Raw genomic sequence first — 19,625 nt, forward strand, 5'->3', positions numbered from 1 at the left:
CACGACACCACGGACGCCTACTCATGATTCGCAGCCAGGGACGCCATGTCTGGATCGCCGCACTCGGGTTGATCCTGGGAACGCCGCATTCGGGATTCGCCGAACCCCCAAGGGCCGGGCGGATCGAGGCGAACGCCCTGGAGCCGCTCCCCCTGGGGCGGATCAAGCCGACCGGCTGGCTGAAGCGTCAATTGGAAATCCAGGCGGCCGGTCTGGGCGGCTGCCTCGACGAGTTCTGGCCCGACATCAAGTCGAGCGCCTGGATCGGCGGCAAGGCCGAAGGCTGGGAGCGCGTACCGTACTGGCTTGACGGCCTCGTGCCGTTGGCTTACCTCAACGACGAGCCGGCGCTCAAGGCCAAGGTCAAGCGGTTCGTCGACACCATCCTCGAACACCAGCAGCCCGACGGCTGGCTCGGACCGATCGGCGACGCGGCGGGCCACCAGCCTTACGATCCCTGGCCCCTGTTCCCTCTCTTCAAGGCGTTCCTCCAGTACGAGCAGGCCACGGCCGACCCTCGCGTGATTCCCGCGCTGCTGAGGTGCGCCCGCAAGCTCGACAAGGTTCTCGATCAGACGCCGCTGTCGAACTGGGGTAAGATGCGCGCGGCCGATCTCTCGACGGCCCTCTACGCGCTGCACGACCGCGTCCGCGAGCCCTGGCTGATCGACCTGGCGCGGAAAGCCTTCGCGCAGAGCTACGACTGGCGCGCCCATTTCGACGACTTCAAGTTCACCGGCAAGACGCAGGGCAAGTTCGAACTCGACACTCACGGAGTCAACACCGCCATGGGGCTCAAGTACGGGCCGGTCCGTTACCGGATCTCGGGAGACCCCAAGGACCGCGACTCCGTCTTCTCGATGCTCGAAATCCTCGACAAATACCACGGCCAGGCCACGGGGATGTTCACCTGCGACGAACACCTCGCCGGCCGCAGCCCGTCGCAGGGCACCGAGCTTTGCACGGTGGTCGAGGCCATGTACTCGCTGGAAACGGCGATCGCGATCACCGGCGACGCCCGGCTGGGCGATCGGCTTGAGAAGATCACATTCAACGCCCTGCCCGCCACCTTCAAGAAAGATATGACTGCTCATCAGTACGATCAGCAGTGCAACCAGGTCGTATGTAAGCGGGAGGGCGAGCACGTTTACGTCGACAACGGACCGGATTCCAACCTCTACGGCCTCGAGCCCAACTTCGGCTGCTGCACGGCGAACTTCCATCAGGGCTGGCCCAAGTTCGCCTCCAACCTGTGGATGAAGACGCCCGGCGGAGGACTGGCCGTCGTCGCCTACGCGCCTTGCATCGTCGAAACCGAGATCCAGGGCAAGCCGGTCAAGGTCGAGGTGAGGACCGATTACCCGTTCCGCGATGCGATCGAGATCGTCGTGACGGTCCCCGAGCCGATGACGTTTCCGCTGGAACTTCGCGTGCCGGAGTGGTCGCCCCCCCTCATGATCGAGGGAACGAACGTAACCGTTCAACGAGTCGGTCCCCCGAGGAACGAAGGCGCTGGCTACCAGGCGATGAACGCCCGGTGGAGCGGCTCGACGGTCGTCCGGTTCGCCCTGCCGTCCGAGTTCCGGCTCTATCGCGGCGATCACGATTCCGTCGCCGTCGAGCGCGGCCCGCTCGTCTTCGCCCTGCCGATCGGCGCCGAGTGGAAGAAGCTGAAAGACAATCCGATATTCGCCGACTGGGAGGTCTACCCGACGACTCCCTGGAACTACGCATTGGAGATCGACCCGGCGAATCTCGCAAAGTCCCTGAGCCTGGAACAGAGCCCGCTGAACGCGAGCGGCTCGCTGTTCTCGGTGGACGCCGCTCCGATCTCGCTACAGGTCAAGGGGCGGCGCCTTGAAAGCTGGAAGATCGAACGAGGGGCCGCCGCGCCTCCGCCGCGAAGTCCCGCGCGGAGCGACGCGCCTCTGGAAGAGTTGAGGCTCATCCCTTACGGCTGCACCGATCTTCGGATCACCGAATTTCCGATGCTGGTCCGCTCGTCCGGACGCTGACGGAATCCGTGATCCGGCAGCAACCCGGATTTCCCCATGGTGATCGCCTCCAAGCCGACTCCGGAGTCCTCCCCGCCCAGGGTGAAGCCTCAGGGATCGATCGTCGCCAAGCTGACCCTGTTCGTCGGCTTCCTGGTCGCGCTCACGGCCGGGGTGCTGATCACGGTCGGGTATCTTTACGTCAGCGCGATGGTCAGCTCTCAGATCGATGCGCAGCTCTCGGTGATCGCCGACGACCGACAGGCCCTGCTCTTGACGACGATGCAGCAGGAAGAGGAACGCGTCCGCCAGCTCGCGACCCGCACGCGGCTGCGGATCTTGCTTGAGCAGTTGAAGCGCGGATCGCTGAGCGAGGCGCAGTTCGGCAAGGACGTCGAGGACGTGCTGGACGACGTCCGCGAGAGCGCCAAGGATTTCCTGGCGATCTGGCTCGAAGACGTTCAGGGCAAAGTACTGGCCTCCAGCGGCCCCGCCGAGATTACTGAGAAGTTTCCGATCGGACGTTGGAGCGCGCGCGAGCCGAGCCGAGGCGAGACGCTCGTCGCGGTTCCCGAGCAAGTCGGCACGACGCCGACCGCGCTGTTCTCGGCGCCTGTCCGAGATCGAGCGAGAAGCGAGATCGGCAGGATTCTTTTGCTCGTGGATCTCGGCCGCATCGCGGCGGAGCTTTCCAATTCGGAGTGGTTGGGCCGGACGGGCGAGGTCTTGCTCGGCATTCACGAAGACGGCGGCATTCGCTACCTGTTCCCTCCCCGCCACAGTCCGGAGCGGACCCGGTTCCCCATCGACAAGTCGGCGTCCATGAACCTGGCGATCATGGGCCGCCGTGGCCTCTTGCGGTCGCCCGATCGACTGGGGCGGGACGTGCTCGCGGCTTACCGGCCGGTGGGTTACGGCGGTTGGGGAATGGTGGCCAAGATCGACGTCGCCGAGGCTTACGCGCCCGTGACGCGGCTGCGATGGCTGCTGATGGCGATCGGCGGATCGATCCTGACCTTCGGTCTGGCGGCCTCGTATGTGTTGGCCCGCCAGCACACGCGGCCGATCCGTCGCCTCGCCGAGGCGGCCGAGGCGGTTGCGTCCGGCGATCTGAACGCCCCGATCCACGTCTCCTCGAACGACGAGATCGGCGTCCTCGGCCTCGCCTTCTCGAAAATGACCGAACAGCTCGCGCTGTCGCACGCCGACCTCGAACTGCGGATTTCCGAACGCACGCGCGATCTGGAAGCCGTCCGCGACCTGCTCGACGCCTTCTTCCGGATCTCCACGTCCCAGGCGGATTCCCAGACCATCGATCGCACCTTCGACTCGGTGCTCCAGTTCTGCTCGCGGCTGGGCTACGACCTGGCGATGATCTCGCTGGTGGATCGCGAGGCCGGCGTGATCCGGGGAGTCCGGGGCGCGGGCTCCATGACCGGCGTGGTCGAGCAAACGGTTCGGCCTCTCGACGGCCGAGACGTCCTGGCGGATGTGGTCCGCGAGGGCCGGATCGAGATCATCCCCGATTCGCTGGCCGATCCTCGATGCGATCACGAGGCCGTGGCCCAGGCGGGCATCCGGGGGCAGATCATCCTGCCCCTGGTCGGCGAGGACGTGCTCGGGACGCTTCAGGTCGCGGTGCGTGGCGTACTCGACCCGGCCGCCATTGATCTTCGACCGCTGGAGACGCTGGCCAGCCACGCCGCCCGGACCCTCTCGCGACTCAATCAGGTCGAAGAAATCCGCCGCCTCAACCAGCGGTTGGGGAGGCACGCCGGCGAGCTGGCGCGGTCGGAGGCCGCGCTCCGCGAGCAGACCGGCATCCTGCGGTCGGTCCTCGACTGCATGAGCGAGGGCGTCGTGGTCGCCGACAAGCAGGCGCGGCTGCTGGTCATCAATCCGGCCGCCGAACGCATCTTCGGCCGTCGGCCGGTTGCGGAAGCCTGGCACCCCCTGGCGTCGGTTTATCCCCCCAACGTCGGCATTCCGTACAAGACTGCGGAATTGCCCCTTCATCGCTCGATCGGGGGAGAGTCGGTTGATCAGATCGAGTTGATGATCGGGCATCCCAGCCTTCAGCAAGGGCGGTGCATGCTCGTCAACGGGCGCCCTCTCGTCGACGACCGGGGGGCGATCCAGGGGGGCCTGGTCGTCTTCCACGACATCACCCGGAGGAAGCGTTTCGAGCAGCGACTTGCCGTCGAATACGCGACGGCCCGCGTCTTGGCCGAGGCCGACTCGCTGGTCGAGGCCGCCCCCCGAATCCTCCAGATCGTCGGCGAGCGTCTGGAGTGGGATTTCGGGATTCTCTGGAGGACTGACTCAGGCTCCCAGCAGATCCGCTGTCTGACCGTCTGGCGCACCGGCGACGACGCGTCGTCCAGCTTCGAGGAGCAGCTTCGCGCGCACGACTTCCGATCGGGCGAAGCCCTGCCGGGTCGGGTGTGGGCGAACTGCGACGCGGTCTGGATTCCCGATCTCTCTCAGGACCCGGATCGCCGTCTGGCCGACACCCTTGCGGCCGAAGGACTGCGCACCGCGTTCGGGACGCCCGTCTTGCTGCGCGGCGAATGTCTGGGCGTGCTCGGGTTCTTCAGCCGCCAGTCTCGGTCCCAAGACTCCGAGCTGATCGCGATGATGAAGATCCTGGGCAATCAGATCGGACAGTTCATCGATCGCACTCAGATGCACGCCCGCGTCGTCCAGTCGGAAAAACTCGCATCGCTCGGCATGCTCAGCGCCAGCGTGGCTCACGAGATCAACAACCCGCTGGCCTACGTCGCCAACAACCTCGCCAGCCTCGACCGCGACGCGCGGGCGCTGATGGGCATCCTCGTCTGCTACGAGCAGAGTATCGACCTCATCGCCTCGGCACGTCCCGACCTCGCGATCGAGATCCGACGGCTCGATGAAGAATGCGACCTGGCTTACGTCAAGGAACACCTCGGCAAGATGCTCGGCAGCACGCGTCAGGGGGTCAAGCGCGTCGCCGACATCGTCCACAACCTTCGCGGCTTCGCTCGATTCGACCGCAAGGCCGCCGACCAGGTCGACCTTCACGAGACGATCGACGCGGCTCTCGAAATGATCCGAGGTCGACTCGACCGACGGGGGATCGCCGTCTCGCAGCGCTGGGGAACCGTCCCGCTGGTCGCCGCATCGCCCGCGCAGCTCAATCAGGTCTTCCTGAATCTTCTCGTCAACGCGATGCAAGCCATCGACTCCACCCATCGTCAGGACGGCGAGATCGTCATCGAAACGAAACTTCGAGACGACGACGTCTGCGTCGCGATCCGCGACAACGGCTGCGGCATGCCCGTCGACGTGCAGTCGCAGATCTTCGACCCCTTCTTCACCACCAAGGCTTCAGGCGAAGGGACGGGGCTGGGGCTGAGCATCAGCCATGGCATCGTCCTGGACCACGGCGGGCGTATCGAGGTCGAGAGCGCGACCGGCGAGGGGACCTGCTTCCGCGTCGTCCTGCCCATTTCGCGCAAATCGGATTCGTGAGGGCCGCGCGGCTTCTTGGTATCGAGAGGTCGACATGGGTTGGGGCGACTGGGATTTTTCTTGTGCCCGGGCTCGGTGGGCTCTTATCCTGGGATCGCGCCTCCACGATGTGTTGCATTCGGGTCGAGGTGTTTTGGTGATTTCGGATCCCGACGGACCAGGGGTTTCTTTATGAATCGCTCGTGTCGCGCCTCGTCGAATCGATCGGCTCGTCGGCCCTCGTGGCTTGCGGCGGGATCAGCGTTGTGTCTGATGTTGATCGGATCGAGGTTCACTTCGGCCCAGGCCGTCGCGCCCGCCGCGACGGAGAAGGCCGCCTCGTCGCTCGCGCGTTACGTGCCGGGCGAGAAGGTGATCGCCCTGTTCGAGTTCGGCGGGATCGACGCCCACCGCGAGGCCTGGAAGAAGACGGCGGCTCAGAAGGCCCTCAACGACACGCCGCTTGGAGCACTGCTGCGCGACCTGGCAGGCCAAGGGTTTGATCTCGCCCAGAAGGCGAATCCCGGCTTCAAGAAGGTCGCCAAGGCCGACGTCGTCCTGCTGTTCGATCAGATCACGGCCAAGGGGTTTGCGGCGGGGCTCTTCGGCGACCCCGACAAGCCGAGCGGCGTGTTCGTCCTGCGCGACGCCGACCGGCCCGAAGTCGTCCGACTCGTGGAGGCGGCCGTCGCGGCCGGTCGGGCGAAAGACGCTCCCAGGCCCGAGCCGATCCAGAAGTCCGGCCGATCGATTCATCCCAACGGGGACGGGGGCTGGTGGATCGAGGGCCATGACCTCGTCTTCGCCGACAAGGGGGGCGTCGACGCCGTGCTCGCGGCCCTCGACGGCAAGGGGGCGAACGCCGAGTCGCATCCCAGACGGGTCGCCCTCGCGAAGCCAGGCGACGGCTACGAGCCCGTGGCCCTCGGCTTCTTCGACATCACCGCCGCGCCGGCCCTGCCCCCCAAAGCCGTGAAGCTCGGACTGGACGGCGCGAAGGCGGTCGAGTTCCAGTGGGGCTTCCAGGCCGAGGCCCTGACGACCGTCTTGCGGCTTGTCGCTCCCTCGCCCCGACGCGGGGCGCTGAAGTTGATCGATCAGCCGACGTTCGACGTCGGCTCGCTGCCCCCGATCCCGGCCGGTCTGACCGGCTTCAACCTGTTCTCGATCGATCCACTCAAGACCTACGATCAGGTCGTCGCGCTGGTCAAGGAGAACGCTCCCGAGAACATCAAGGAGTTCGAGACGTTCGAGGCGAGGGTTCGCGACCGGATCGGCCTGGACCTTCGCGGCGACGTGCTCAAGCTGCTGGGCCCCCAACTCGCGATCTACCTGCTCCCCGTCGAACTGCCTCAGGTCAACCTCCCCGACCCGAGGATCGCGACCTTCTTCGCGTACGGCGGCCTGGTGGTCAGCGCGCGGACGACGGACGAGGCGGCGCTGGGCGCGAAGCTGGAAGGGGTCGTCAAGATCATCAACCAGGCCGTCGCCGAACAGGCCAAGGGGGTTCCCAAGCCTCCCCGGTTCGTCCGTGAGGACGGAGCGGGCGTCGAGTACGTGATGGATCTTTCCGAGATCGGCCCGCCGGGGCTGCTGGGCGCCGCCTTCTCGCCCACGATCACGCTCGCCAAGGGACAGCTCATGGTCGCCGCGTCTCGCGATGCGGCGCGCAAGGCCGTCGCCGCCGCCGGCGCGGGCCCGGACGGCCGATGGAAGCCGACCGAGGCGTTCATCCCCCTGGCCGAGCGGCTGCCGCGCGGCATGGTCATGCTGTCGGTCTCCGACATCCGCGAGACCCTGCCGGCGATCATCGAGAGCCTCCCTCAACTCGTTCCGATGCTCAACGCTCAGATCTCCCAGGCGTCGCGCGCCAACGGAGGGCCGGCCGTCGCGATCAACATCGACCCCGCCAAGGTCCCCCCGGCTGATCAGCTTCGGGCGCTGCTCTTCCCCGCGTCGTTCGCCCTGGCGGTCGACGATCAGGGGATTTTCTTCGTCCAGCGCGAGTCGCTCCCGAGCGTGACTTCGCCGGCGTCCTCGGGCGTGCTGGTCGCGCTCTTGCTGCCGGCCGTGCAGGCGGCCCGCGAGGCCGCCCGCCGCGCCCAGTGCGTCAACAACCTCAAGCAGATCGGCCTCGCATTCCACAACCACGACGCGGTCACCGGGGCGTTCCCGGGCGACATCGTCGACAAGGACGGCAAGCCGCTCTTGAGCTGGCGCGTGGCCATCCTGCCGTTTATAGAGCAGCAGGAACTCTACAACCAGTTCAAGCTCGACGAGCCCTGGGACAGCCCGCACAACAAGCCGCTGCTGAGTCAGATCCCGACGATCTATCGCTGCCCGAGCGACCCCCGGCCGGACTCCACCCTGACGAGCTACCTCGGTTTCGATGGACCCGGCGGCTTTCTGGAGAAGGGGCGGAAGGTCCAGTTCGAGGACGTCACCGACGGCGCCTCGAAGACGTTCGCGGTCGTCGAAGCCGCCGAGGGCGTTCCCTGGACCAAGCCCGCGGATCTTCCCTTCGATCCCAAGGCTCCGTCCTCCCTGTTCGGCGCCGGCTCCAAGCACCCCGGCGGCTTCAATGCTCTGTTCGTCGACGGTTCGGTCCGGTTCATGAACAGGGCGACCGACGCCAAGACGCTCAAGGCCCTGATCACACGCAACGGAGGCGAAGCCATCGACCCCGGGTCCTATTGAAACCTCGATCCCGGGCGACTCCGATGGAATTCGGAGAAAAGTCTTGCCTCCGGCGGAGCCGCCCGGCTAAATCGTAGAGCGAGGACATGGTCTGATGTCATGGTCTGATCCCGGGGAAGCCCCGAAGCGGGCGCCTTCCCCCCGATTGGTCGAGCGAGGCGAACGGATGACGCCCTTTGGGAAAGACGATTGGCGGCTTCACGATCAGGAGCGTTACCTCCACGGGGCGACGCTGCATCCGGCTCCGCGACGGCTCGCCGTCCCGGACGCCTGCTACGACGGTCATTGCGAGTTCTGCTGGGAGCCGATCGCCGGCGGCGACCGCCTCGACGCCGCGAGCGAAGCGTACGCCACGCATCGCGGCGACCGCTGGGTCTGCTCTCGCTGTTTCGAGGATTTCAAGAGCCTGTTCGCCTGGGTCGTGGCCAACGCGGTTTAACGCGGTGGACTTTTGGGATGTAGGCGGGCCGGGGCCGAACTCCCTTCTCCCCGCGCGAGGGGAGAAGGGATGTTCGCGATGGTCTGCTTTGATCGCTGCATGCAACCCAAATGCAAAGGCGAGGAGCGTCGCTCACTTCGTGTGATGACGGTCGAGATACGTCTTCAAGACCAGCGCCCCGTTGTGCTCCTCGTCATGGGAGGCGTACAGCAGCGTCACGGTTCCTTCCTTCCCTTTCTGCTTCAGCACGTCCAGGGCCGCTTCGTCATCCTTGAGTTCCGCGGCGTAGCGCTCTTGAAACTCCCGCCACTTGGCCGGGTCGTGGCTGAACCATTTTCGCAGCTCAGGGCTCGGGGCGACGTCCTTGAGCCAGAGGTCGAGTTCCGCTCGCTCCTTGCTGACGCCGCGCGGCCAGAGCCGTTCCACCAGCACCCGGAAACCGTCATCCGGTGACGTCTGTTCGTAAACCCGTTTGAGTTTGAACATGGCGGAAGAGCCTCCTTTGAGTGTTCGGCAAGGCGGCGGTCGAGGGCGTTCGTCCTCCGACCAACGCCCTACCCCGAGGAGCCGAGAGCGCCGCCGCCGGCCTGGGCGGCCGCAAGCAGCGTGGAGAGGTCGTACAGGAGCAGGTCTTCGATTCGCTCGACCGTGACGTCCGCGGGCGGGTACGCGGTCAACAGCTTCGGGTCGTGCGCGTAATGCCCCTGACGCGGGAAGACGGTCGTCACGCGCGGCCCCCAGACTTTCTTCACGGCGTTCAGCAGTCGCAGCTTGTCGTCCACCAGCACGTAGTGTCGAGCGGGGTAACGCATCTCGACGTCGTCCAGTTGCTGCTCTTTATGGACGTAGATGAGTGCGCGCTCATCGACCGCACTGTACAGGCCCGAACGCTCGATCTTCCGGGGCTGAAAGACGACGTCGCCGTCGGACAGGATGACCGACTGGCCCCAGGAATTGAATCGCGCGATCACCTCGAGGGCGCCGGGGAAGAGGCGATCGGCGAACGGATACTCCAGCAGGAAGTAAGACAGTTTGAGTATGTGCGGGTTGTGTGGGTTCTCGATCCGATAGCGCTGCAAGGCGCTGAGGTAGTCCGCATAGCCCACGGCCGCGCGGTTCTCCTCGAAGATCGCCCAGTAGCGCTTCTCGCACTCGGACCCGAACGCCTCCGTCAAGTGGCGTTTCAGGTCGACGACGATCTGGTCGTTGTCGAGCAACGTGTTGTCGACGTCCAGCAGAAACACGACGGGATGAGCTTGCGGCACGCGATCGTCTCCATAGAGTCTCTCAGGGGAATCTCGGCGGATCTCGGCTTCGCATCGCCGGTCTGACTCACGACGTCGTCGGATTATGCCAGCCGGCAGCGTCGGTGATGATCCGATCGGCCTGACTCGGTCCCCAGGTGTTCGGCTCGTATTCGTGAACGGGGGTGGCCGAATCCAGGACCGGATCAACGATGCGCCACTCTTCCTCGACGTAGTCTTCGCGGGCGAAGAGGCCGTGGTCGCCGTTCATGGCTTCACCGAGGAGCCGCTCGTAGGCGTCCATCTCGTCGGCGTCGGGGTGGTGGCACGCCATCAACTCGACCGGACGGCCGGCCATGGTTTCGCCCGACCCCATGATCATCACGCCGATCGCGATCGAGGCCTCGGGGCTGATCCGGAATCGGAGGTGGTTCGGTAGCGGCGAGTCGAAGTGATGACGGCTTCGCGACGGTCGGAGCTTGACGATCACCTCGGTGCACGTCACGGGCAGGCGCTTCCCGGCCCGGATGAAGAAGGGGACGCCCCGCCAGCGCGGTGAATCGATCTCCAGCCGCATGGCGGCGAACGTCTCGACCTGGGAGTCGGGCGCCACGCCCGGTTCGTCGTGGTAGCCGCGGAACTGGCCGCGGACGACGTTTCGCGCGTCGAGCGGGCGGACCTCCTTGACGAGCTTCACCTTGGCGTCGCGAATCGACTCGCCGTCCGTCCCGGCCGGCGGCTCCATCGCCACGTAGGCCAGCACCTGGAGCAGGTGGTTCTGGATCACGTCCCGGATGGCGCCGGTCTTGTCGTAAAACGCGCCACGGCCCTGAATTCCGAACTGCTCGGCCATGGTGATCTGCACGTCTTCCACGTGCTCATGGTTCCAGATCGGCTCGAGGAACCTGTTGGCGAAGCGGAAGTAGTGAAGATTTTGAACCGGGCGCTTCCCCAGGTAATGGTCGATCCGGAAGATCGCCTTTTCGTCGAACGCGCTCAGGAGAATCGCATTGAGCCTCTTGGCGGATTCGAGGTCGTGGCCGAACGGCTTCTCGACGATGACCCGGGCCCCTTGGGCGCAGCCCGACCTGCCGAGTTGCTCGACGACCAGTCCGAAAAGACTCGGTGGGATGGCGAGGTAGTGCGTCGGGTGTCCGGCGTCGCCAAGTTCCCCGCGCAGAGCCTGGAAGGTCGCCGGATCTTGGTAGTCGCCGTCGATGTAACGAAGCAATCCGCACAGCTTGGCGAATGCGGCCTCATCGACGCCGCCGTGTCGTTCGAGGCCGTCGCGCGCCCGGGCCTTGAGTTGGTCGAGGTTCCATCCGGCCTTGGCCACGCCCACGACCGGCGCGGTGAGACGGCCGTGTTTGACCATCGCCTGAAGCGCCGGGAAGATCTTCTTGTGGGCGAGGTCGCCGGTCGCGCCGAAGAAGACCAGCGCGTCGGAGCGGGGAGCGATCATTCAATCCTCCTGAACCCGAGGTCCCAGCCCATGCCGCGAGCCTGCCGGCGAGTCATTTCTCGACGGTCTTTTCGTGGTGCCCGCCGAACTGGCGGCGCATCGCCGAGAGCAGCTTGTCGGCGAAGGTGGCCTCGCCCCGCGAGGCGAACCGCTCGTAGAGCGCCGTGGTGAGCACGGGCGCCGGCACGGCCTCGTCGATCGCCGCCTTGATCGTCCATCGCCCTTCGCCTGAATCGGCGACCCGTCCCGAGAAACTCGACAGCTCGGGCTCTTCGAGCAGGGCCGCCGCCGTCAGATCCAGGAGCCACGACGCGATCACGCTGCCACGCCGCCAGACCTCGGCGACGTCGCGCAGATCGAGATCGTATTGATAAAGCTCGGGGTCGCGCAGCGGGGTCGTCTCGGCGTCGACCAGGTGCGACTTCTTGCCGACGTCGGCGTGGTGGAGGATGTCCAGCCCCTCGGCGTAGGCGGCCATGACGCCGTACTCGATGCCGTTGTGGACCATTTTGACGAAGTGGCCCGCGCCGCTCGGCCCGCAGCGCAAGTAGCCGTGCTCCGCGGTGCCGCCGAGCCGCTCTCGCCCCGGGGTCCGCGACGCGGCGTCGATCCCCGGCGCGAGGGTCGCGAAGATCGGATCGAGGCGTTTCACCACGTCCGCCGGCCCGCCGATCATCAAACAGTATCCCCGCTCGAGCCCCCAAACGCCGCCGCTGGTGCCGACGTCGAGGTACTCCAGCCCCCTGCTCTTGAGTTGGCCGGCGCGGCGGAGGTCGTCGATGTAGTACGAGTTGCCGCCGTCGATGACGACGTCGCCCTCGTCGAGCCTGGGCGCGAGGTCGTCGAGGATCGGATCGACGAGGGCGGCGGGGACCATCAGCCAGACGGCTCGCGGTTTCTCCAGTTTCTTCACGAGATCGTCCAGCGACGACGCGCCCGTCGCGCCCTCTTTGACCAGAGCCTGCACCGGACCGGGTTGCACATCGAACACGACGCACTGATGGCCGCCCTTGATCAAACGCCGCACCAGGTTGGCCCCCATCCGGCCCAGGCCGATCATTCCGAGCTGCATTCCTGACTCCTGTTTCCTAGCTGTCGTGGGGCATGACGATCGTTTCGTGAGGCCGCGACGACGGCGGTTCAGCGGGGTCGTGAAGCCTCGACTCGCCAACTCCCCTCCTGAAGCGAAATCCTCCTCGAACCCAATCGGTGACGCCGCTCGCGTGGCGCTGAGGTTAAAGACTTTTAATAGTGAGTCTAGCGGGCTTTCGCCTGGTTCGCCATCCTCGCGACGCAACCGGCGTTCTTGCTGGTCATCGTCGTCGGGGCCGCGCTGGCGGCCGTCGGGCATGTCGTGGGACCGCTCTCGTTGCGATCCGCCAGAGCCCGGCGCGACAAGAACGGCTTCGACTGGCGCTGATGCGGGGCATTCCGACCGCCGGAAGCGCTTGCCGTCGTCGCGTCGCGGAGGTTAAGGTTGGAATCGAACCTCGGACCCTGATTCCTGGCACCTTGATGGTAGACGCCCACCTTGTCGACTGCTGACCGTTCACCGGACCAAGACGCCCCCGCGGCATTCGACCCCGCCGCCGGCAAGTGGGTGTTCATGGGCATGCTGCTCCTGATGACCACGGGCGTCGTCGGGTTCTACGCGTTCCGTCCCCGTCCCGTCCCGGTTCCCGTCGAGGTCTTGAACGATCCGACGCTGCTCCTGGGACGAACCGTCTACATGGCGCGTTGCGTCGGTTGCCATGGGGTCGAGGGCCGGGGCGACGGCCCGATCGCGGGGAGCCTGACCGGACCGCCGGTCGGCGACCTGGCCGACGGCAAGTGGAAGCACGGCGACCGGCCCGAAGACGTGGTCGCCGTGATCTCCCGAGGCGTTCCCGACACCAGGATGTCCGGCTGGGGCCAGTTGCTCGAAGACGACGAGCTCAAGGCCGTGGCCGCCTATTGCTATTACTTGTCGAAAGCGCCGATCCCTGAGTCGTTGAGGGGCTCCGGCGGTTTCGGCCCGGTCGCGCCGCGCTGATCGCCGCCGGTTCAGGCCATGCGGTTGACGAGGTCGTCGTGAATCAAGGCGTCGACCTCGATCTCGATCTGGGCGTCGGCGTCGATCAGGCCCGAGACTTGAACCATCGTCAACGCGGGGCGGATCTCGCCGAACAACTCGCCGTGGACCGCGCCGACCTCTTTCCACTTCTTGATGTCGGTGACGAAGATCCGCGTGCGAACGACGTCGGCCGCCTTGCCGTCGAGCGCTTCGAGGGCCGCGAAGATGATCTCGAACGCGCGTCGGGTCTGGCCTTCGAGCGTCGGCGAATAGTGGCCGTCGGCCTCGACGCCGACCGTGCCCGTCACGAAGATCGCGTCCTTCACGCGAATGGCGCGCGAGTAGCCGATGGTCGCTTCCCAGGCCGATCCGCTGGAGGCGCAGAGACGTTCGTTGCGTTCGCTCGTCGTGATCTTGACCTTGGGCGTCATATCTTGCGTCGCTCCTGTTTTCAAAGGGGGGCTGGCGGTGGACTGGAAACGTCGAACGGGTGGGGCCGAGTGGCACGTCTTCACCCCGTCGTTCGACTCGCCTCAGCGTAGCGCGCCGCAATCGAGCGGGCAAGGGCGTCCAGCGGTTGGTCCACGATCGAACCGGCTTCTCCCTTCGCCGGGATTGCAGGCGGAAGCCGTTTATGCCAAGCTTTTTATGGTTGCCCACTCACTCCCGCTGGAACCGTCAATGGCTACGACCCGTCTCGCCGGCGACGACACCGAGGTCCTCCTCCTCCGCCACGCCGCGGACGGGGATGCGGTCGCATTGCAAAAACTCCTGGGACGGCATCGGGATCGGTTGAGGCGCATGGTGGCCTTGCGGTTGAGTTCGCACCAGGCGGCGCAGATCGACGCCTCGGACGTCGTCCGGGAGGCGTTGGTCGAAGCCGAGAGCAAGCTGGCCGACTATGTGCGCGATCGGCCGATGGCTTTTTACCCCTGGCTGCACCGGTTGGCCGCCGAGCGGCTGACCTTGACGCGTCGGCGACACATGCCGACCGAGGCCGACGGCGGCTTCCTCAACGAAGACGACACCATCGTCAAGACCGCCGGATCGCGCCAGCTCCTGGCCGCCCTCCGGAACGACGACGAGACCACGCCCGGTCAGGCGCACGTCCTGAAGGAGAGCCATCCTCGGACTCGGGCCGCTCTTGAGCGTCTGAATCCGCCCGACCGCGAGATTCTGGTCATGCACTACCTGGAGGAGCTGAATTTCTCCGACATCGCCGCGATTCTGGGCGTCGACGAAACGACGGCCAAGATGCAGCACCTCCGCGCCTTGCAACGGATTCGCGTGCTCATCAACATCCGCGACCCCGAGGGCGGATGATGAGCGGATTCGACCACCCGTCCGATCCGTTCGATTCCGATTCCACGGAGACCGCGTTCGCCGAGGTGGTCGCCGAGGTTGGAGAGCGGCTTCGCCGCGGCGAAGCCGTCGACCCGCTGGATTATCCCGACTTCGAGGCTCCACTCCGTGAGATCCTGCCCACGCTGCGGATGGTGACCGAACTTCGAGGGCCGACGACCCCGCACGTCGACCTCGGCCGCCTGGGCGACTTTCGGATTATCCGCGAGGTGGGCCGCGGCGGCATGGGGGTCGTCTATGAAGCGATCCAGCTCTCTCTCGATCGTCGAGTCGCCCTGAAGGTCTTGCCCAACGCGTCGGCCCTCGATTCCAAGCAACTGCGCCGGTTCCAGCTCGAAGCCCAGGCCGCCGCGGGCTTGCAACACCCGCATATCGTGGAGGTTTACTCCACGGGAACGGCTGAAGGAACCCCGTACTACGCCATGCGGTTCATCGAGGGACGCGACCTGGCGCAGGTCGTCCGCGATCGCCGGGCTCAGAACGAGCGGCGCGACACCGGCGCGTCGCCTCAGGCGGCCTCGGGAGGCTCGCGATCCTTCAGCCGGGGCGTGGCGTTCGCGCGCGAGGTCGCCCGGATGGCCCTTCAGGCCGCCGAGGCGCTGGAGCACGCCCACGCGTGCGACGTCGTGCATCGCGACATCAAGCCGTCGAACCTCCTCGTCGACGAGGCCGGCCACGTCTGGATCACGGATTTCGGTCTGGCCCGGATCATGGGGGGCCTCGACCTGACCTTGACGGGAGACCTTCTCGGGACGCCTCGCTACATGAGCCCCGAGCAGGCGCTCGGCCGTCGCGGACCGTTCGACGGCCGCGCCGACGTCTACTCGCTGGGCGTGACGATTTACGAGCTCTTGACGTTGCATCCCGCGTTCCCCGGCGACGACCGCATCGACGTGCTGCGGCGGATCGCCGAGGAGGAGCCGACGGCCCCCCGGAAGCTCGATCCGACGATTCCGGTCGACCTTGAGACGATCGTCCTCAAGGCGATGGCCAAGGCTCCGGCCGACCGCTACGCGACGGCCGGCGACCTGGCCGCCGACCTCGCCCGGTTCCTCGACGATCGGCCGATCCGGGCCCGCAGGCCGACCCTCGTCGACCACGCCTGGAAATGGACCCGGCGACACCGAAGGCTGGTGACGGCCGGCCTCGCGGCGACGGTCTGCGTCGCCGTCTGTCTGGCCCTGGCCGCGTTCCAATACACCGTGTGGCTTCAGAAATACACCGCCGTGTTGCGGACCGCGGTCGCCCGGGCCGATCAGTCCACCCGGCTCGCCGAACGCCGCGCCTACGTATTGAGCCTCCGTCTGGCCGCCCAGGCCGTCGACGACAAGCGCTGGGAGCGGGCCCAGGAGTCGCTCGACGCGATCGAGCCCAGCCCGGACGGCGACGACCCTCGCGATTTCTCCTGGTACTACCTCCGTCGCCTGGCTCGCCGCGAGATCGTGCTCCTCCCCGGCCCCGCCGTCCCCACTCACGAGATTCTGCTCACCCGCGACGGCTCGAAGCTGTTCTCGCGAGGCGTCGATCAAATACTCACGTTCTGGAGCTTTCCGCGGGTCGCCGCTCCTGGAAGGAGCGGGCCCTTCGACGCGCAGGACGTCGTGTTCAGCTCCGACGGCCGGATCGTCGTCGGCGATCGCCTCGGCTCGGGCGGCCGGCGCGACGAGCTCGCCGTCTGGGAGACGAAGGGGGGCGAGATCCGGATGCGGTTTCCGCTCGAAGCTTCGGCGGAGAAGCTGGACCGGTTTTTCCACCACGCGCTCCTTGCGGACGGCCGCCTGTTGGCTTGCGCCTGGGAGACCGGCGGTGCATGGCCGTCGGTCTCGTTGCGGATCTGGAACCTCCACGACACCGGCCCCGAGCCGAAGCCGCTGGTGGCCCTCGACGGGCTCGCGTACCCCGTTTTCGCTCCCTCGGGCGAGCGCTTCGTCACGCTCGAAAACGAGGGGGTCTTCGTGCGCGACGTGTCGACCGGCGAGGTCCTGTCGAAGCTCTCGGATCGAGGCGACGCGACGCCGGCGATCGTCCTCTCGGCCGACGGCCGCTGGGTGGCGGTGGGCTTTCCCGACGGCCTGATAATCATCTACGACACATCCAACGGAACCGAGCGGGAACGGCGTCGGCTTGACGTCAAGCTCACGAGCCTCTGGTTCGGCCCGGGGGGCGACCTGATCGCGGCGTCCGATGCGACCGGCGCGGTTCATGTCTGGGATCGTGCTTCGGTTCCGTACCACAAGTTCGACTCGCGCGACCCGCTCGATCCGAACGAATCGGACGGCGTTCGCGCGATCGCCTTCTCTCCCGACCGCAGGTTTCTGGCGGTTTCGCCGAAGCGCAAGCCTCAAGGCCTCCTTTCCGCGGCCGTCTGGGAGCTGGCCACCGGCCGTCGCTTCGGTCCGCCGCCGAGTCCGGACCCCGCGACCGACTCGCTGGTCTTCACGCCCGACAGCCGCGCCTTGGTGATGGGTGGGCTCCGGTCGCCGCGGATCTGGCGGTTCGACCCACCCCCAGATCCTCCGCCGCTGGCCGGGCACAAGGATGAAGCCTGGTCGGTCGCCTTCTCCCCCGACGGCAAGTTGCTGGCCACCGGCAGTGACGACACCGACGAGCCGCAGACGATCAAGATCTGGGACCCGGCGTCGAGCGCTCTCCTTCGGGGGTGGTCGGGGGGGGTGGGGACGGTCGCGTCGATCGCCTTCTCTCCCGACGGTCGCATGCTCGCCACGGGCCATCTGGCGTCGACCGGCAACGTCCGGCTCTGGAACGTCGCCGACGGCAAGCTGCTTGCCGAACTCTCCGGTCACGACGACATGGTTCGGACGGTCGCTTTCTCCCCCAACGGCGCCGTGCTCGCCTCGGGCGGCCGCGACCAGACGATCCGGCTCTGGGACGTCGCCGCGCGACGCTGCATCCAGCGGCTCGTCGGCCACTCCAGTACGGTCCGCAGCGTGGCGTTCTCACCCGACGGCCGCCGGCTGGCCTCGGCCAGCACCTCGGGAGCCGTGCGACTCTGGGACCCGGTTCAAGGCTCGCTCCTGCATCGAGAAAAAATCCCGACGAAGCTGGTGGCGGTCGCCTTCTCTCCTGACGGAGCCCTGCTCGCGACCGCTGACGAGGACGGCGTCGTCGTGCTTCGCGATGCGACGACCCTCGCCCTGCTCCGATCCATCCGCGGCGACATTGATCCGTTCCTCGACCTCGCCTTCGCCACCGACGGTCGTTCGCTGGCCACCTCCAGCAAGTCCGGGACGATCCGGGTCTGGGACACGCTCGCCGGTCAGGAATTGCTGACCTTGAGAGGACACGCCGCCCAGGTCAACGACATCGCCTTCTCGCCCGACGGCCGCCTTCTCGCCTCGTGCGCTCACGACGGCTCGGTCCAGCTCTGGCGAGCCTTGTCCGACGACCCGTTTTCACTGCGGAAGTCGTCGGAATAATCGGAAGAATCCGGATTTTTTTCTGGAAGTGGCGATCCGGATACATCCTCTCGGTAGCGGCCTCATCGACGACGCCCCCACCGAGGAGATTTCCCGCGATGTCCACCGACGCCCAGCTCCAGGCCAACCGCGCCAACGCCAAGAAAAGCTGCGGACCGAAATCCGACGAGGGCAAGGCTCGATCGCGGCTGAACGCCCTTAAACACGGAATGCGCGCCAAAACCGTCAACCCGATCCTGCCCCACGAAGACCCGGCCGAGCTGGAAGCCAAGATCCAGGAGTGGGTCGACGACTACCAGCCGACCAACGCCGTCGAACGCGAGCTGGTCGTCCGGGCGGCGCGGATCTCGTGGACTCTCGACCGGGCCGAGCGGTACGAGACCGCCCTCCTCGCGCGCAAAGTGCGCAAGGCCATGCTCCGCTCGCGCGCCAAGCGGACGGAGAAGGTCTGCGAACTCGGCCGCAAATTGTTTTACATGGCGGGGAAGCGGTTGTTGCCGATCTCCGGCCCGGCCTGGACCGACGACCCCTCGGCCTTCGTCGCCCGGCTCGAAGAATCGCCCGAAGGCGCGCAATGGCTGCTCGATCGCTGGGTCGAGATGCGCTGTTTGATCATCTCGAATGAGAACTGGACCTTCCTCGACCAGTTCCGATTCGTCCGCCTGCTCGGCAAACAGCCGCTGGCCGCGATCGACGATCCGGAGTTGAACGAGATCTTCCTCGCCTGGGAGACAATCGAGGAGAAGTGGGGCACCCGGTTCTGGCTCCAGATGCAGGAGATGACGCCGTACGAAGATCCGGCATTCAGCGCCTGGCGGGTCTGGCGCGAGATCGTGCCACGCCCCGAATCTCCCGAGGCCGGCGTCGCGTTCCTGCGCGGGATCGCCGAGCGCGAAATCGAACGGCTTCAGGATCTGCTCGTGGACCTCGAAGAGATCGAGGGCGAAGACGCGATGGAACTCGCCGAGCAAGCCTCGTTCTCGGCCAGCGACACTTTCGAGCGGCTCCGACGGTTCCAGACCGCCCGGACCCGCGACCTCCTCCGCACCATCGACTTGCTGACGAAGATCCGCAAGGCCGAGGCCCACGCGTCGAAACCGGAGAAAAAGCGACGAAGGAACCCAATCCGACGGCCCCCCGGAAGCCGGTCGCCCGCCCCTCGTCGTACCGGTCCGACCCGATCGAAACCCTGGTCGCTGAGGGCATGGCCGATTACCTGGCGAAGCTGCTGGAGGCGGGGGAAAGGCCCTCCAGAACACCCAGAAACAGCGCGAACGAAGCCGATGGACGAAATTCCGAAGCCTCTGTACCGCTTCAGGTTAAATCGCTGGAGACCGGGTTCCCCGCGAGCGAAGGAAGCCAATCCGGCGCGGGGCTCACGGGGGTGAGGCCGCCCGCGTGACTTCTCGTCAACTCATTGCCCCGGGCGTCGTCAAGTCCGGCTGAGT

General features: G+C 66.4%; 13 protein-coding genes. 8 read left to right on the forward strand and 5 right to left on the reverse strand.

Features of this window, described 5'->3' with window-relative positions; translation table 11 throughout:
• Window positions 1–23: 23 nt before the first annotated feature.
• The 4 genes from BSF38_RS02015 (at window position 24) to BSF38_RS02030 (ending at window position 8,619) form a co-directional block, all read left to right on the forward strand.
• Window positions 24–2,015, forward strand: a complete 1,992-nt coding sequence (locus BSF38_RS02015) for a beta-L-arabinofuranosidase domain-containing protein (protein ID WP_083712633.1) — start codon at window positions 24–26, stop codon at window positions 2,013–2,015.
• Between the two features lie 36 nt (window positions 2,016–2,051).
• Window positions 2,052–5,504 (forward strand): HAMP domain-containing histidine kinase, encoded by a 3,453-nt coding sequence (locus BSF38_RS02020; RefSeq protein WP_076343222.1) that lies wholly within the window; start codon window positions 2,052–2,054, stop codon window positions 5,502–5,504.
• Between the two features lie 252 nt (window positions 5,505–5,756).
• Complete coding sequence (locus tag BSF38_RS29765) at window positions 5,757–8,180, forward strand: DUF1559 domain-containing protein (RefSeq protein WP_083712634.1); 2,424 nt, start codon at window positions 5,757–5,759, stop codon at window positions 8,178–8,180.
• A 166-nt stretch (window positions 8,181–8,346) separates the two neighbouring features.
• Complete coding sequence (locus BSF38_RS02030; RefSeq protein ID WP_145951933.1) at window positions 8,347–8,619, forward strand: hypothetical protein; 273 nt, start codon at window positions 8,347–8,349, stop codon at window positions 8,617–8,619.
• Window positions 8,620–8,751: 132 nt separating this feature from the next.
• Here the strand turns inward: BSF38_RS02030 and BSF38_RS02035 are convergent, their stop codons facing one another.
• The 4 genes from BSF38_RS02035 to gnd all read right to left on the reverse strand — a co-directional run bounded on the left by BSF38_RS02035 (window position 8,752) and on the right by gnd (window position 12,397).
• On the reverse strand, window positions 8,752–9,105 hold the full coding sequence (locus tag BSF38_RS02035) for a DUF488 domain-containing protein (RefSeq protein WP_076343224.1): 354 nt from the start codon (window positions 9,103–9,105) through the stop codon (window positions 8,752–8,754).
• 68 nt (window positions 9,106–9,173) lie between these two features.
• Window positions 9,174–9,884, reverse strand: coding sequence for an HAD family hydrolase (locus BSF38_RS02040; protein ID WP_076343225.1), 711 nt, complete (start codon window positions 9,882–9,884; stop codon window positions 9,174–9,176).
• 67 nt (window positions 9,885–9,951) lie between these two features.
• Window positions 9,952–11,325: a glucose-6-phosphate dehydrogenase gene (zwf, locus tag BSF38_RS02045; protein WP_076343226.1), complete on the reverse strand. Its 1,374-nt coding sequence runs from the start codon at window positions 11,323–11,325 to the stop codon at window positions 9,952–9,954.
• 52 nt (window positions 11,326–11,377) lie between these two features.
• Complete coding sequence (gnd, locus tag BSF38_RS02050; protein WP_076343227.1) at window positions 11,378–12,397, reverse strand: phosphogluconate dehydrogenase (NAD(+)-dependent, decarboxylating); 1,020 nt, start codon at window positions 12,395–12,397, stop codon at window positions 11,378–11,380.
• 459 nt (window positions 12,398–12,856) lie between these two features.
• On the opposite strand from gnd, the gene BSF38_RS02060 reads away from it, so the two are divergent.
• Window positions 12,857–13,357 (forward strand): c-type cytochrome, encoded by a 501-nt coding sequence (locus BSF38_RS02060; RefSeq protein WP_076343229.1) that lies wholly within the window; start codon window positions 12,857–12,859, stop codon window positions 13,355–13,357.
• Between the two features lie 11 nt (window positions 13,358–13,368).
• Here BSF38_RS02060 and BSF38_RS02065 read toward each other — a convergent pair whose 3' ends face one another.
• Window positions 13,369–13,809: a RidA family protein gene (locus tag BSF38_RS02065; RefSeq protein WP_076343230.1), complete on the reverse strand. Its 441-nt coding sequence runs from the start codon at window positions 13,807–13,809 to the stop codon at window positions 13,369–13,371.
• 250 nt (window positions 13,810–14,059) lie between these two features.
• Here BSF38_RS02065 and BSF38_RS02070 point away from each other — a divergent pair, with 250 nt between their 5' ends.
• From BSF38_RS02070 to BSF38_RS02080, 3 genes are all read left to right on the forward strand, one after another.
• Window positions 14,060–14,701: an RNA polymerase sigma factor gene (locus BSF38_RS02070; RefSeq protein WP_076343231.1), complete on the forward strand. Its 642-nt coding sequence runs from the start codon at window positions 14,060–14,062 to the stop codon at window positions 14,699–14,701.
• Complete coding sequence (locus BSF38_RS02075; RefSeq protein ID WP_083712636.1) at window positions 14,698–18,177, forward strand: protein kinase domain-containing protein; 3,480 nt, start codon at window positions 14,698–14,700, stop codon at window positions 18,175–18,177. The genes BSF38_RS02070 and BSF38_RS02075 overlap by 4 nt, the downstream gene beginning before the upstream one ends.
• 98 nt (window positions 18,178–18,275) lie before the next feature.
• Window positions 18,276–19,565, forward strand: coding sequence for a hypothetical protein (locus tag BSF38_RS02080; protein ID WP_076343233.1), 1,290 nt, complete (start codon window positions 18,276–18,278; stop codon window positions 19,563–19,565).
• Window positions 19,566–19,625 lie beyond the last annotated feature (60 nt).

It is taken from the genome of Paludisphaera borealis, assembly GCF_001956985.1.
GTDB lineage: Bacteria > Planctomycetota > Planctomycetia > Isosphaerales > Isosphaeraceae > Paludisphaera > Paludisphaera borealis.